Origin of the sequence: Xanthomonas sp. NCPPB 1067, assembly GCF_020783795.1 — a bacterium.
Taxonomy (GTDB): Bacteria; Pseudomonadota; Gammaproteobacteria; order Xanthomonadales; family Xanthomonadaceae; genus Xanthomonas; species Xanthomonas melonis.
Genome location: NZ_JAJGQG010000005.1, coordinates 101,645 through 115,510 on the forward strand (window position 1 = coordinate 101,645; position 13,866 = coordinate 115,510).

Consider the following 13,866-nt stretch of genomic DNA (forward strand, 5'->3'; position numbering starts at 1 on the left):
CCTTCCCCCGCAAGCGGGAGAAGGAGGTGCAGCTGCGCTGTCCTAGCTGCTTTTGCCGCTGCAGCCGTGTGCGATGGCTGCCAGCCATTTCTCGATACCCTTGCGGTCGCGCGCGCGCAGCAATTTTTCGCCGTGCACACGCAGTTCGCCCAGATGGCTGTCGCGAATGGCGCGGCGCACTTCCAGCAGGGTGCCCGGATGCAGGCTGAATTCGGTGAGCCCCAGCGCCAGCAACATCGGCGCGAAGCGTGGGTCGCCGGCGATCTCGCCGCACACCGCCACCGGCTTGCCGTAGGTGCGCCCGATGGCGATCACCTGCGCGATCAGGCGCAGCACCGCCGGGTGCAGCGGCGAGTACAGCTCGCCCAGCGCTTCGTTGTTGCGGTCCACCGCCAGCAGGTACTGCACCAGATCGTTGGTGCCGATCGACAGGAAGTCGATGTCGTCGATGAAACAATCCAGCGCCAGCGCCGCCGCAGGCACCTCGATCATCGCACCGAGCGGAATATGCTCGGCGATCTCGTGGCCCTCTTCGCGCAGCTGCGTACTCAGTTTCTTCAGCTGCTTGCGCAGCAACTGGATTTCCTCGCGGCCACTGACCATCGGCACCAGGATGCGCACCGGCCCGTAGCCGGAGGCGCGCAGGATGGCGCGCAGCTGCGCCTGCGCCACCGCCGGCCGGGCGAGCGACAGCCGCACCCCGCGCAGGCCCAGTGCCGGGTTGTCCTCGTCGCTCAGTGTCAGCCCGGTGCGGTCGGCCTTGTCGGCGCCCAGGTCCAGCGTACGGATGGTGACCGGGCGGCCGCTCATGCCCAGCACGGTATCGCGATAGGTCTGGAACTGCTCGTCTTCGTCGGGCAGCTCGTTGCGCTGCAGGAACAGGAATTCGGTGCGATACAGCCCCAGCCCGCTGGCGCCCAGCGCGTGCGCGCTGGCGACGTCTTCCAGCGATTCGGCGTTGGCGAGCAGGGTGATGTCGACGTTGTCGCGCGTGCGCGTGGGCTTGGAGCGCAGGCGCCCGAGTTCGCGCTGTTCCTTGGCCAATGCGCGCAGGCGTTCGCGGTAGTCGCGCAGGTGTTCGGGCGTGGGATCGACGATCACCTGGCCGGAGCCGGCATCGACGATCAGCACATCGCCATCGTCGATCCGCTGCAATGCTTCGCCAACACCCACGACCAGGGGCAGATGCAGGCTACGCGCCAGGATCGCGCTATGCGACAGCGCGCTGCCGGCAGCGGTGACGATGCCGACCACGCCCTGGGCCTGCAACTGCGCCAGTTCGGACGGCGCCACGTTGTCGCAGACCAGGATCTCCCCGGCCACGCCCTTGAGGTCGGGGGCGCGCTTGTGCAGGAACGCGTGGATGCGGCCGATGACATGGTCCAGATCGTCCATGCGGCTCTTGAGGTAGGCGTCCTCCATGCCGTCGAACACCGCCGCCAGCCGGTCGCGTTGCACGCACAAGGCGTAGTCGGCGCTGTAGCGGTGGGTACGAATCAGCTCGTCCAGACCCTGCAGCAGTTCGGGATCGTCCAGCAACAAGGCGTGCAGCTCGAGAAACTCGCCCACCTCGCGCGCCAGCGCACCATGCAGCCGATCGCGCAACTGCTGCATCTCGCCGCGGGCCGCGTCGATCGCTGCATGCAGCCGCTGCAATTGCGTTTCCACCTGGCTGGCGGGCACGCGTTGTTCGGCCACCTCCAGCGCGTGGCTCTGGCGGACCCGTGCGCGCCCGAGCGCATTGCCGCGCGCGGCGCCGTGCCCGCGCAGGCGCACGCTCATGCGTGCCCCCGGCGCAATCGCGCCGTGCCGGTCGTAACGGCACCGACGCCGCGCATGCTCAGCTGTCCTCGTCGAAACGACGCTCGAACAGGTCCACCAGGGCTTGCAGGGCCTCGGCCTCGTCTTCGCCCTCCAGCCGCACCATCACCTTGGTGCCCTGGCCGGCGGCCAGCAGCATGACGCCCATGATGCTCTTGGCATTCACTTCGCGGCCCTTGGCCGCCAGCGTGGCGTTGCTGCGATAGGACGACAGCGTCTGCACCAGCTTGGCGGTTGCCCGCGCATGCAGTCCGAGTCGGTTGGACACAATGAGTTCGCGTTCAAGCATCGTCGATGATCGCTCCGTTGCGGGTACCTGCCGCCGCGGTGGCGGGCAGCTCCTGCAAACCTTGTTCGGGGTAATTCATCACCCGCAACAGCATCGGCAGACTCAGGGCGGAGACGCGGCGCACCGGTGTGCCGAGCCTGGCCAGGCGGCTGGCGAGATTGCTGGGGCTGGCGCCGTACAGGTCGGTCATGACCAGTACGCCGTCGCCGCCGTCGACCCGCCGCATCGCCGCCGACGCCTGGGGCAGCAAGGCATCCAGGTCTGCATCGAACGGGACGTCGAACGCTTCGGTCTTCAGCGGCAAATGCCGCAACAGCCCCGTCGCCACGCTCAACAACGCTGCGCCGATGCCGGGATGGGTGATGAGGAGAATGCCACAGGCCATGTCGAAACGTTAACAGGTCGGCATGACTGCGCGATAGCGTTTGTCCGCACCGAAGTGTTGCGAACTGAATAGCCGTTTAGAAGTGCTGCAGCCGAAGCGGGTGCAGCATATGTCGCCATCGTGTCGTTGCATGCGTGGCCCTGATCCGTGACGTCTGCAGCGTCGGCGGTGCGGCCCACGTCTCAAGCGAGCGCTGCCTTTCATGCGATGGCGGGCGGGGCACTGGAACCATGCGCGTGGCGGAGACACCGACGCATGGCTTGTGACGGCGCCAGCGCATCGATCGTGCAGTGTTGCGTCAGCTACAGCGCTGTCGGACTGCGCAGCGTCCACCACACGCCAGCCACTCGCAAGCGATCGCAACCTGAGGCCAGCAAGCATGACGTCCTCAACCTAGGTGCAGCACGCTCACGTCGCAGGATGCCGCTTCAACGATTCCCGATTCCCGAATCCCCGCCCCTCAATCCTGCTCGCGATGAAACGTCGCCACCTCTGGCCAGCCCTGCGTGCGCGCGTGCTGGGCCAGGCGTTCGGCCATGTAGACCGAGCGGTGCTTGCCGCCGGTGCACCCGAAGGCGATGGTCACGTAGCTGCGGGTGTCGTTGCGCAGCCGCGGCAGCCAGGTATCGAGCAGATCCACGATCTGCGCGCTGTATCGCTGCACGTCGGCCTCGTTGTCCAGATACTCGCGCACGCCGGCATCGCGGCCGGTGAGCGGGCGCAGCTCAGGGTCCCAGTGCGGGTTGGGCAGCACCCGCGCATCGAACACGAAATCGGCCTCGGCCGGCACGCCGCGTCTGTAGGCGAACGATTCGAACAGCAGCGACAGCCGATCATGCGAGCCGAGCGCGAACTCGGTCACCACGCGGCGGCGCAACTGATGCACGTTGAGCGCACTGGTGTCGATGATGGCGTCGGCCTGATCGCGCAGCGGCTCGGTCAACTGCCGCTCGCGGGTGATCGCTTCGGGCAAGGCCAGGCCGAGATGGCTCAGCGGGTGGCGGCGACGGGTGTCTGCATAGCGCTTGATCAAGGCTTCGTCGCTGGCCTCGAAGAACAGCAGGCGGGCCTCGATGCCGTACTCCTGGGCGGACTGGCGCCACTGCGCGAGCTGGGTCAGGTCGCTGCGGCTGCGCACGTCGATGCCGACCGCCAACCGCTGGTCGCCCAGCGGATTGCCGCGCAGGCGGCTGCGCACGAAGTCCGGCAGCAGCTCCACCGGCAGGTTGTCCGAGCAGTAATAGTCCAGGTCTTCGAAGGTCTTGAGCGCGACCGATTTGCCCGAGCCGGACAACCCGCTCACGATCATCAGCGAGGAGGGCGCGGTGCTCATGGCGTGCGTCGCTCCAGCAGGTTGCTGTGGCGCGCGATGAACATCGCCGCCGGGTCGATGCCCTTGGTGCGCAGGATGTGCAGCCGGGTGGCCGCCTCGGTCAGCACCGCCAGGTTGCGCCCGGGCATCACCGGCAGGGTGATCAGCGGCACGTCCAGATCCAGCACGTGGCGGCTGCCCGAATCGCCGGTCAGGCGCTCGTAGCCGGATGGCGTGGGCTCGGTCATCGGCCGGGTCAGGTGCACGATCAGGCGCAGGTACTTGTTCTTCTTCACTGCGGTGTCGCCGAACATGTCGCGCACGTTCAACACGCCCAGGCCACGCACCTCCAGCAGGTCCTGCAGCAGCTCGGGGCAGGTGCCGTCCAGCACGTCCGGTGCGATCTGGGTGAACTCGGGCGCGTCGTCGGCCACCAGACGGTGACCGCGGCTGAGCAGTTCCAGTGCCAGCTCGCTCTTGCCCGAGCCCGCTTCGCCGGTGATCAGTACGCCGATCGAATAGATCTCCATGAACACCCCATGCAGGGTGACCCGCGGCGCCAGCGTGCGCGCCAGATGGTAGGAGAGGTGGTTGAGCAGCTCGTGGCCGCGCTTGGGCGAGATCCACAGCGGGGTGTTGGATTCGTCGGCCGCCGCGCGCAGGTCTTCCGGGCACGACTGGTTCTTGCTGATCGCCAGCGCCAGCGGCTGCACCTGGATGATCTTCTCGATGGTTTCCCAGCGCTGGCGCGCATCCAGCGAATCCAGCCAGGCCAGTTCCTCGCTGCCCAGGATCTGCACCTTGTTGGGGTAGATCACATTGAGGTAGCCGGCCAGCGACGGGCGGCGGGCATTGTTGCTGCCGGCCTGGATCTCGCGGTGTTCGCCTTTCTGCCCGGCCACCCAGCGCAGCGCCAGCTTGTCGCGCTGCTGGTCGAACAGTTCGCGTGCGGTGATGGCGGTATTCATGCCGCGCTGGCCTGCGCTGGCGGCGTGTCGCCGAGCAGGGCCAGCAAGGTCTGCGCATCGGGCGCCTCGCGCAGCTGTCGCCGGAACCCCGCGTCGGAGAAGCGTTCGGCCAGTTCCGACAGCAGCATCAGGTGCTGATGGGTGTAGTGCGCCGGCACTGCCATGGCGAACACCAGATCCACCGGTTCATCGCCGCCGAACGGCACCGGGGTGTCCAGCCGCAGCAGCGCGCCGCGCGGTTCGGTGAGGTTGGAACATCGCCCATGCGGAATGGCGATGCCGTGGCCGATGGCGGTACTGCCCAGGGCCTCGCGTTCGCACAGGTTGGTGTAGAGCTCGTCTGCGCCGGCCTGCGGGCAGGACAGCAGCTCGGCGGCGACGCGCAGGACGGTGTCGCGATCGGCGGCCGGCGACACCACGGTGCGCACGGCCGCCATCAGATCGGTTAAGGGCATGAGGGCATCAAGCGGGAAGCGTCATGCGGGATTGTCGCGCACCTCGCGTGCGTGGTGGTTACATTTCTTCTCTTTGTGTTTCAGGACCAGCCGGTCGAGCTTGTCCACCAGCAGGTCGATGGCCGCATACATGGTGGAGCCGCTGGCATCGGCGTGCAGGGTGCGGCCGGGGAGGTTGACGGTGGCGACCACGTGATGGTCCGGTTTTCGGACGGCCAGCTGGGTGCGGACTTCGCAGTGCTGGTCGAAATGGCGCTGCAAGCGCTGCAGCTTGCTTGCCACGTAATCCCGCAGGGCGGGCGTCACTTCAAGCTGGTGGCCATACGTCTCGATGCGCATCGGATACCTCCATTGGTCGGTGGGCCAATGAACCGTTCCGGTGCTCCGACAAACCCGGCACGCGCCGGCGTTGCGGTGGTTGCAACGTCAGGCGATGCGCACGCGTTCGTGGGAGGCGGAAATGTTCATGGCCTCACGATACTTCGCAACGGTGCGCCGCGCCACCGGGACGCCGGATGTTTTCAGCAGTTCGGCAAGCTTGGCGTCAGACAAGGGTTTGCGCGGGTTCTCCGCCTCGATCAGGCGCCGGATCATGGCCTGGATGGCGGTGCTGGAGGCCTCGCCGCCGCCGTCGGTGTCGATGCCGGACGCGAAGAACGAGCGCAGCGCGATGGTGCCGCGGGGCGTGCGCACGTACTTGCGCGCGATCGCGCGCGAGATCGTCGACTCGTGCAGGCCGAGTTCGCCGGCGATCTCGCGCAGGGTCAGCGGCCGCAGCGCCTGCGCGCCGAACTCCAGGAAGCCGGCCTGGTGCTGCAGCAGGCAGCGCACCACCCGCAGCAAGGTCTCGCCGCGGGCCTCCAGGCTCTTGAGCAGCCAGCGCGCCTCCTGCAGCTGCCCGCGCAGATAGCCGGCATCGGACTCGCCGCAGCTGCGGATCAGGTTCTCGTAGCCGCGATGGATGGTGACCTTCGGCTGCGCGCGTCCGGCCAGCGCCGCGCGCCAGACACCGCGCTGGCGCCAGATCACGCAATCGGGCACCACGTAGGTGTCCTGGGCCAGTTCGCCGATCTGCTTGCCCGGGCGCGGGTCCAGCGAGCGCACCAACTGCACCGCCTGCTCCACGTCGGCGGCCGAGCGTTTGAGTTCATGCGCCAGGCCGGCCACGCCGCTGCGCGGCAACCGTTCCAGCGGGCCGGCCACGATCTGCAGCGCCAGCTCGCGGCCCGGGGTGGCGGGATCGAGCACCGCCAGCTGCAGCGCCAGGCACTCGCCCAGGGTGCGTGCGCCCACGCCCACCGGGTCGAAGCGCTGGATCTGATGCAAAACGGTGAGGACTTCGGCCTCATCGACCGCGGTGCCCAGCGCCAGGGTGTCGAGAATGGCCGACAGCGGCTCGCGCAGGTAGCCGTCTTCGTCCAGCGCATCGATCAGGGTCGCTCCGATCTGGCGGTCGCGCGGCGACAGTGGCGACAGGTGCAACTGCCACAGCAGATGGTCGGCCAGGGTCTCCGATTCGGCGACGCGCTCGGCCGCATCGCCGGTGTCGTCGTCGTCGAAGCTGCCGCCGCTGCCCGAGCCGGTCCACTGCAGTTCGTCCTGCGACCAGTCGTCGTCGCGCTCGGCGGGCGTGCTGTCCTCGTGTCGGCTGTCCTCGCCGGTCGGGGATGCCGCGTCTGCAGGCGGCTCGTTCGCCGCCTGGACGGCTTCGTCGGCCCATTCCAGCAGTGGATTGGTCTCCACCGCCTCGGCGATCTCCAGTTCCAGTTCGGTGGTGGACATCTGCAATAGCTTGATCGCCTGACGCAACTGCGGCGTCATGACCAACTGCTGTCCTAGCGATGTCTGGAGCCGGGCTTTCATGCGGGCGCTGACTGGGAAAATCGTTGGCGCGGCGGCGCGCTCAAAGGCGGAAAGTTTCCCCCAGATACACGCGACGGACGTCGGGATTGGCGAGCAGCGCGTCCGGTGCCCCCTGCGCCAGCACGCCTCCCTCGGCGAGGATATACGCGCGGTCGCAGATTCCCAAGGTCTCACGCACGTTGTGATCGGTGATCAGCACACCGATGCCGCGTTCCTTGAGGTGGGTGACGATGCGCTGGATCTCGCCGACCGAAATCGGATCCACGCCGGCGAAGGGTTCATCCAGCAGCATCATGCGCGGCTTGGCCGCCAGCGCGCGTGCGATCTCGCAGCGCCGGCGCTCGCCACCGGACAGGCTGGCACCCAGCTGATCGGCCACGTGGGTGATCTGCAGTTCGTCCAGCAGCGCAGCGAGCTCCTTTTCGCGCGCCGCACCGTCGAGGTCCTCGCGCAGCTCCAGCACCAAGCGGATGTTGTCGGCCACGGTGAGTTTGCGAAACACCGACGGCTCCTGGGGCAGGTATCCCACACCCAGTTTCGCCCGTGCATACATCGGCTCGGCCGTGAGGTCGCGCCCATCCAGCTCGATGCGGCCGGCATCGGCTTCGACCAGGCCGACGATCATGTAGAAGCAGGTGGTCTTGCCGGCGCCATTGGGCCCGAGCAGGCCGACCACTTCGCCGGCTTCCAGGGTCAGGCCGAATTCCTTGACCACTTCGCGCTGCTTGTATTTCTTGCGCAGACCGGTGGCGACCAGCATTACGGCTTCCCCTGCGGCTTGGCGGCAGGCTTGGCAGCCGGCGGCGCGGCCGCAGGGGCGGCATTCTTCGGCTGGATGATGGTGCGCACACGGCTGCCATCGCCGCCGCTCTGCATATTGCCGGTCTTGGTGTTGTAGACCATGCGCTGGCCGGCATTGCTGCCCTTGGGCGAGTCGACCTTGTAGTTGCCGGTCAGGATGATGATTTCGTCGGCAACCTTGTATTCGATGTTGTCGGCCTGGCCGTTCATCATCGCGCCGTCGTCCATCTGCTGTTTGAGCGTGGCCTGCTTGCCGGTGAGCACTACGCGGTCGGTCTGGCCGTTCTTCTGAAAGATGTCGGCGGTATCGGCGTGGATCTCCAGCGTGCCCTGGGTGATCACCACATTGCCGCTGAAGCGGCACTTGCCGCTGTCATCGAGCATGTTGCAGTCGTTGGCATTGGAGTCGATCGCCATTGGCTGATTGCGATCGCTGCTCTTGGCCATGGCCATCGCAGGCAGCAGTAGCGCGGCGAACGCCAGTTTAGCGGGCAGCATTCGGTTCATAGCGGGTCTTGACCTGGGAGAGAAGCTTGTACTGGCGTGATTTGAGATCGGCCTCGAAGCCGACCCCGCTCTGCATGATACCCGGCCGGCTCATGCTCACCGGCGCGGCGGTCTTGGCGAGGTTCTGCTGCGGGAACACGTCCAGACTCTGGGTGCGGAAGGTGGTCGGCGGGGTGGGGCCGGTGGTCGGGCTGTCGCCTTCCACATCGCCGCGCAGCCGCAGTTCGTCGCCCTTGGGGCTGATCCAGCCGGTCCTGGAACGCAAGGTCCACGGCTGGTTGGCGTTATCGGGCAGCAGGAACACCGGCGTGGTGATTTCTGCGGTCTGATCGGCACGGTTGCGGTGCATTTCCGGCGCACGCAGCGTCATCGATTCCTTGCCGGTCTGTTTGTCCAGGGCGATCAGCTCGAAATCGCGCAGCACGTAGTCGGCCTTGGACTCGTCCACCGCCGCCGCCACCGGGCGCGCACGCTGCTGCCAGGCCGACCAGCCGGACACCACCGCGGCCACGAACAGCACCACGCCAAGAGTGGTTCGCCAGTTCCAGCTCATGCCGAGAACCGCGCGATGATGGCGTCGACCTGGCCCTGCGCGGCCAGCAGTGTGTCGCAGACCTCGCGCGCAGCCCCTTCGCCGCCGCGGGCCCGGGTATGCCACTGCACCCGCTCGGCGATCCACGGGTGGGCATTGGCGGGGGCGACCGGCAAGCCGACCGCGAGCAGGGCCGGCAGATCGGGCAGGTCATCGCCCATGAACAGCACTTGGTCCAGCGACAGCCCGTGTTCCTGGCACAGCGCCAGGACGGCCAGGCGCTTGTTCTTGACCCCGATCTGCACGTGCAGGCCCAGATCCTGGCCGCGCTTTTCCGCCGACAGGCTGGCGCGCGCGGTGATCAGCGCGACATGGATGCCGGCGTGTTCGAGCTGTTTGAGGCCCTGGCCGTCGAGTACGTTGAAGGCCTTGCTCTCGTTGCCGGCATGGTCGTAGTACAGACGCCCGTCGGTCAGCGTGCCATCGACATCGAAGCAGGCCAGACGGGTGCGTGCGGCACGGTCGATCAACTCGGCGGGGAGGTGCTGCAGGGGAGAGTAGGGCATCGGCACGAATCGGTGGGAACGGGGTCCGACAGGTTGAAAACTGAACCTGTTAAACCACTTTGGCGCGCAACAGGTCGTGAATGTTCAACGCGCCGACCGCACGCTGCTGCGCGTCGACCACGATCAGACCGTTGATCTTGTGCTCTTCCATCAGGCGAGCGGCCTCGGCGGCCAGCTGGTCGGCGCCGATGGTCCTGGGGTTGCGGGTCATCACCTCGGCGATGCCGGCACTGCGCACGTCGATGTCGCTGTCCAGCGCGCGGCGCAGATCGCCGTCGGTGAACAGGCCGATCAGCCGCCCCTCGGCATCCACCACCGCGGTCATCCCCAGCCGCTTGCGGCTCATTTCCATCAACGCCTGGCTCAGGCTGGCGTCTTCGCGCACGCGGGGCAGGTCGTCGCCAGCATGCATCACGTCGGTGATGTGCAGCAGCAGGCGCCGGCCCAGGCTGCCGGCCGGGTGCGAACGGGCGAAGTCGTCGGCAGTGAAGCCGCGCGCATCGAGCAGGGCCACCGCCAGCGCGTCGCCCAGCGCCAGCGAGGCCGTGGTGCTGGAGGTCGGGGCCAGGTGCAGCGGGCAGGCTTCGGCGGCGACGCTGACATCCAGGTGTACGTCGGCGGCCTGGGCCAGGGTGGAGGCGGGGCGGCCGGTCATGGCGATGATGGGGTTGCCCTGGCGCTTGAGCACCGGCAGCAGCATGCGCACTTCGTCCGATTCGCCCGAATACGACAGCGCCAGCACGATGTCGGCCTCGGTGATCATGCCCAGGTCGCCATGGCCGGCTTCGCCGGGATGCACGAAGAAGGCCGGGGTGCCGGTCGAGGCCAGGGTGGCGGCGATCTTGCGCGCGATATGGCCGGATTTGCCCATGCCGGTGGCGACCACGCGCCCGCGCGAGGCCAGCACCAGCCGGCAGGCGGCGGCGAAGTCGTTGCCGATCCGCGCGCCCACGCTGGCCAGCGCGTCCTGCTCGATCCCAAGCACGCGCTGTCCGCTGGCGATCAGGCTGGCGTCGCTGACGGTGGCAGGAGGCAGGTGCGAGACGGCCATGCAGAACCCGGCTGAAGAGTAGAATGTGCGCTCATTTTATGAGGAAACGCTCTTTGGACGCCGAAACCATCCGTAAACTCATCGAATCCGGCTTGCCCGAAGCCCGCGTCGACGTGCACGGCGACGACGGCGTGCACTTCGAGGCCACCGTGGTCAGCGCAGCCTTCGCGGGCAAGGCGCCGCTGGCACGCCACCGCATGGTCTATGCGACCCTGGGCGACCTGATGGGCGGGGCGATCCACGCGCTGCAGCTGAAGACCCTGACGCCCGAGGAAGGCTGAGCACGCCAGGCGGGCCGTGCCGGGGTGGAAAAAACGGTGCGCGCCCGAATCGCGTGGTCCACTGCATCCTCCACCATGACCTGGCGACATCCCTCGCGCGCCGAGCCGTGCCGGCGCCGCCGCTCCTCCGATTGCAGCGCCGCGCCGCGCGTCCCAGCGTCAGAACGTTGCGCTCACCACTTCTCCGACATCCCTCTACTTTCGGACTTCTTAGATTCCCATGGCAAAAATCGTAGTGACCGGCGGCCAAGCGCTGCATGGCGAAGTCAATATCTCCGGCGCCAAGAACGCCGTGCTGCCCATCCTGTGCGCCACCCTGCTGGCCGATGCACCGGTGGAGATCAGCAACGTGCCGCACCTGCACGACGTGATCACCACGGTGAAGCTGCTCGGCGAGCTCGGCGCCGAGGTCACCATCGATGAGGGCACCCTGGCCAAGGGGCGCTCGATCCGGGTCGATCCGCGTTCGGTCACCCACCAGGTCGCCCCGTACGAGCTGGTCAAGACCATGCGCGCCTCGATCCTGGTGCTGGGGCCGCTGCTGGCGCGCTACGGCACCGCCGAGGTGTCGCTGCCGGGCGGCTGCGCGATCGGCTCGCGCCCGGTGGACCAGCACATCAAGGGCCTGCAGGCGCTGGGTGCGGAGATCAGCGTGGAGAACGGCTACATCAAGGCCACCAGCAACGGTCGTCTGAAGGGCGGCCGTTACGTGTTCGACATGGTCAGCGTCACCGGCACCGAGAACGTGCTGATGGCGGCAGTACTGGCCGACGGCACCACCGTGCTGGAAAACGCGGCGATGGAGCCGGAAGTCACCGACCTGGCCGAGTGCCTGACCGCGCTCGGTGCACGGATCGAAGGCGCCGGCACGCCGCGCATCGTGGTGCAGGGCGTCGAACGGCTGGGCGGCGGGCATCATGCGGTGTTGCCCGATCGCATCGAGACCGGCACCTTCCTGGTGGCCGCGGCGATGACCGGTGGCAGCGTCACCGTGCGCCGCGCGCGTCCGGACACCCTGGACGCGGTGCTGGACAAGCTCGCCGAGGCCGGCGCCAGCATCACTGCCAGCGGCGACAGCATCACCCTGGACATGCAGGGCAAGCGCCCGCGCGCAGTCAACCTCACCACCGCCCCGTATCCGGCGTTTCCCACCGACATGCAGGCGCAATTCATGGCGCTCAATTGCGTGGCCGAGGGCGTGGGCGTGATCAACGAAACCATCTTCGAAAACCGCTTCATGCACGTCAACGAGCTGCTGCGCCTGGGCGCGGATATCCAGGTCGAAGGCCATACCGCCATCGTCCGCGGCGCCGAACGCCTGAGTGGCGCACCGGTGATGGCCACCGATCTGCGCGCCTCCGCCTCGCTGATCCTGGCCGGGCTGGTGGCCGACGGCGAGACCACCATCGATCGCATCTACCACCTGGACCGTGGCTACGAGAACATCGAGGAGAAGCTGGGGGCGCTGGGCGCGACCATCCGGCGCACCGCATGATCCTGCGCGGACGCTTCACCACCCGACGCAAGGTCCTGCTGGGCGTGATCGTGCTGATCCTGGCCTGGCTGGCCTACGCCTGGAGCGTGGGCATGGCGATCACCCAGGGCGTGGAATTCAACGACATGGACTGGAACGGCGACGGCACCGCCAGCCGCGACGAGATCGCGCAGTCGTTCTACGCGGTGGCGGTCAAGAAGACCGTCGAAGGCAGGCGCCATTGCGATCTGTTCTATTGGCGCAGCAGCGGCGAGCAGATCCGCGTGGACTGCCGCACGGTGTTCTCCAGCGGCGATGACAAGGCCGCGGCCAAGCCTGAGGAGTGATGGGTTGGTGCGGATGGATCAGTCGTAAAGCGGCTGATCTGCGGCCTGGTCGCAGGGCCCTTGCCCGCCTACCATCGCGGGACACGCTGCAAGTACGTCCTTGTAAGCTCTTACGCGGCATCCATGCCGCGTAAGGTCCCGCGACGGTAGGCGGGCAAGGACCGGTCGAGAGGGTCGGTGTGCATCGTAAGAGCAGGCACCGTGCCCTGCAGTTCTGACAAGCAAGCGTCCGCTAATCTCCCAACCCGAGCGGATCAATACGCAAGCCGATCAACGGACAAGCTTTTAAGCGAACAACCGACCAATTGTCTGGTGCGGTGTCCTCGCCGCTTGCGGGACCGTGTGGCGGCATGGATGCCGCCACCGAGCCTCCACGGACGGATTCACGGCGTGTCCCGCGAGCGGTGAGGGCGCCGCGCGCTCGGTTCAACACGCTTAAAACCGCTATCGACGGGTTGCCCGCCCAATAGCGGTGCCCGGCAGCGCACCGCAGCGCATTCCCGGGCACGCTCGGTCAGGCATAAAACGCTCAGCGCAGCGACTTGATGGTCAGGTCCAGCGCATCCTGGCCTTTTTCCTTTTGCAGCAGGCGCGCCGGCACCGGCAGGTCCTTGACCACCCAGGCGATCAATTCCTTGTCGCCGTCCACGCGCGAGACCTTGGTGGCCTGCTCCTGCTTGCCGTTGACGGTGATGGTGTCCTTGCCGACGACCTTGTAGCTCATCGGCTTGATGCGGCCTTCGTCCACCATGCGGTAGTTCAGCGGCTTGCCGGCGGCCAGGTCGCGGGTGATCGCCAGATTGATCAGGAGCGCGTCCATGTCGCCGGGTTGCAGTTTGACCGGGCCACGGCGATCGGGCTTGATATCGCCGCTCCAGGTGGCCTGGCTGGTCTTCCAGTCGTAATTGGCGGTGACGTTGCGCCGCTTGACCATCATCGAAGACGTGTCGTTGCTGCTCACCGGGCGCAGCTGCCCGCCGGCCTCTTCGAACACCGTGCTCTGGGTCAGGTTGGCCAGCTGGTTCTGGATGGTCAGCGTATAGCGCCACTGATTGGTACCGGCGGCGGCCAGGGTCATGGTGCCGTTGGCCTGCATGCCCATGTAGTTGGCCGAATAATCGGCCTGGAACGGCTGCACGGCAAAGGCCGGCAGGCTGGCCACGGCCAGGGCGGCGGCAGTGAGCAAAGCGTTGGTGCGGGAGAGGGTGTTCATG

The 13,866-nt window shown here is 67.2% G+C and carries 17 protein-coding genes; 3 read left to right on the plus strand and 14 right to left on the minus strand.

Annotated features, from left to right (window positions below):
* Positions 1-42: 42 nt before the first annotated feature.
* The 13 genes from ptsP to LL962_RS05990 form a co-directional block, all read right to left on the minus strand.
* On the minus strand, positions 43-1,782 hold the full coding sequence (ptsP, locus tag LL962_RS05930) for a phosphoenolpyruvate--protein phosphotransferase (protein ID WP_104587229.1): 1,740 nt from the start codon (positions 1,780-1,782) through the stop codon (positions 43-45).
* Between the two features lie 58 nt (positions 1,783-1,840).
* Positions 1,841-2,110, minus strand: coding sequence for an HPr family phosphocarrier protein (locus LL962_RS05935; protein WP_104587230.1), 270 nt, complete (start codon positions 2,108-2,110; stop codon positions 1,841-1,843).
* A complete protein-coding gene (locus LL962_RS05940; protein ID WP_228316271.1) occupies positions 2,103-2,495 on the minus strand; it encodes a PTS sugar transporter subunit IIA in 393 nt (130 codons plus the stop codon). Before LL962_RS05940 ends, LL962_RS05935 begins: the two co-directional genes overlap by 8 nt.
* A gap of 460 nt (positions 2,496-2,955) precedes the next feature.
* A complete protein-coding gene (rapZ, locus tag LL962_RS05945; RefSeq protein WP_228316272.1) occupies positions 2,956-3,828 on the minus strand; it encodes an RNase adapter RapZ in 873 nt (290 codons plus the stop codon).
* Positions 3,825-4,775 (minus strand): HPr(Ser) kinase/phosphatase, encoded by a 951-nt coding sequence (gene hprK, locus LL962_RS05950; RefSeq protein WP_104587232.1) that lies wholly within the window; start codon positions 4,773-4,775, stop codon positions 3,825-3,827. Before hprK ends, rapZ begins: the two co-directional genes overlap by 4 nt.
* A complete protein-coding gene (locus tag LL962_RS05955; protein ID WP_104587233.1) occupies positions 4,772-5,230 on the minus strand; it encodes a PTS sugar transporter subunit IIA in 459 nt (152 codons plus the stop codon). The genes hprK and LL962_RS05955 overlap by 4 nt, the downstream gene beginning before the upstream one ends.
* A 21-nt stretch (positions 5,231-5,251) precedes the next feature.
* Positions 5,252-5,569: a ribosome hibernation-promoting factor, HPF/YfiA family gene (hpf, locus tag LL962_RS05960; RefSeq protein ID WP_011037930.1), complete on the minus strand. Its 318-nt coding sequence runs from the start codon at positions 5,567-5,569 to the stop codon at positions 5,252-5,254.
* 87 nt (positions 5,570-5,656) lie between these two features.
* On the minus strand, positions 5,657-7,093 hold the full coding sequence (locus tag LL962_RS05965; protein WP_228316273.1) for an RNA polymerase factor sigma-54: 1,437 nt from the start codon (positions 7,091-7,093) through the stop codon (positions 5,657-5,659).
* A gap of 40 nt (positions 7,094-7,133) precedes the next feature.
* Positions 7,134-7,853, minus strand: a complete 720-nt coding sequence (lptB, locus tag LL962_RS05970; protein ID WP_104587235.1) for an LPS export ABC transporter ATP-binding protein — start codon at positions 7,851-7,853, stop codon at positions 7,134-7,136.
* Positions 7,853-8,401, minus strand: coding sequence for a lipopolysaccharide transport periplasmic protein LptA (gene lptA / locus LL962_RS05975; RefSeq protein ID WP_228316274.1), 549 nt, complete (start codon positions 8,399-8,401; stop codon positions 7,853-7,855). The genes lptB and lptA overlap by 1 nt, the downstream gene beginning before the upstream one ends.
* Entirely contained in the window at positions 8,379-8,954 is a 576-nt protein-coding gene (lptC, locus tag LL962_RS05980; RefSeq protein WP_228316275.1) for an LPS export ABC transporter periplasmic protein LptC, read from the minus strand. Before lptC ends, lptA begins: the two co-directional genes overlap by 23 nt.
* Positions 8,951-9,499 carry a KdsC family phosphatase gene (locus LL962_RS05985; RefSeq protein ID WP_219195377.1) on the minus strand — a complete coding sequence of 183 codons (549 nt, stop codon included), beginning with the start codon at positions 9,497-9,499 and terminating at the stop codon, positions 8,951-8,953. Before LL962_RS05985 ends, lptC begins: the two co-directional genes overlap by 4 nt.
* Positions 9,500-9,548: 49 nt before the next feature.
* The gene (locus LL962_RS05990) at positions 9,549-10,550 is read right to left on the minus strand and encodes a KpsF/GutQ family sugar-phosphate isomerase (protein WP_219195379.1); all 1,002 of its coding nucleotides are present in this window, start codon (positions 10,548-10,550) and stop codon (positions 9,549-9,551) included.
* Between the two features lie 53 nt (positions 10,551-10,603).
* On the opposite strand from LL962_RS05990, the gene LL962_RS05995 reads away from it, so the two are divergent.
* The 3 genes from LL962_RS05995 to LL962_RS06005 all read left to right on the plus strand — a co-directional run bounded on the left by LL962_RS05995 (position 10,604) and on the right by LL962_RS06005 (position 12,652).
* Positions 10,604-10,831: a BolA family protein gene (locus LL962_RS05995; RefSeq protein WP_104587240.1), complete on the plus strand. Its 228-nt coding sequence runs from the start codon at positions 10,604-10,606 to the stop codon at positions 10,829-10,831.
* Positions 10,832-11,051: 220 nt separating this feature from the next.
* Positions 11,052-12,326 carry a UDP-N-acetylglucosamine 1-carboxyvinyltransferase gene (gene murA, locus LL962_RS06000; RefSeq protein ID WP_104587241.1) on the plus strand — a complete coding sequence of 425 codons (1,275 nt, stop codon included), beginning with the start codon at positions 11,052-11,054 and terminating at the stop codon, positions 12,324-12,326.
* Complete coding sequence (locus LL962_RS06005) at positions 12,323-12,652, plus strand: hypothetical protein (RefSeq protein ID WP_104587242.1); 330 nt, start codon at positions 12,323-12,325, stop codon at positions 12,650-12,652. The genes murA and LL962_RS06005 overlap by 4 nt, the downstream gene beginning before the upstream one ends.
* A gap of 529 nt (positions 12,653-13,181) precedes the next feature.
* Here the strand turns inward: LL962_RS06005 and LL962_RS06010 are convergent.
* Positions 13,182-13,865, minus strand: a complete 684-nt coding sequence (locus tag LL962_RS06010) for a DUF3108 domain-containing protein (RefSeq protein WP_228316276.1) — start codon at positions 13,863-13,865, stop codon at positions 13,182-13,184.
* Position 13,866: the final 1 nt, after the last annotated feature.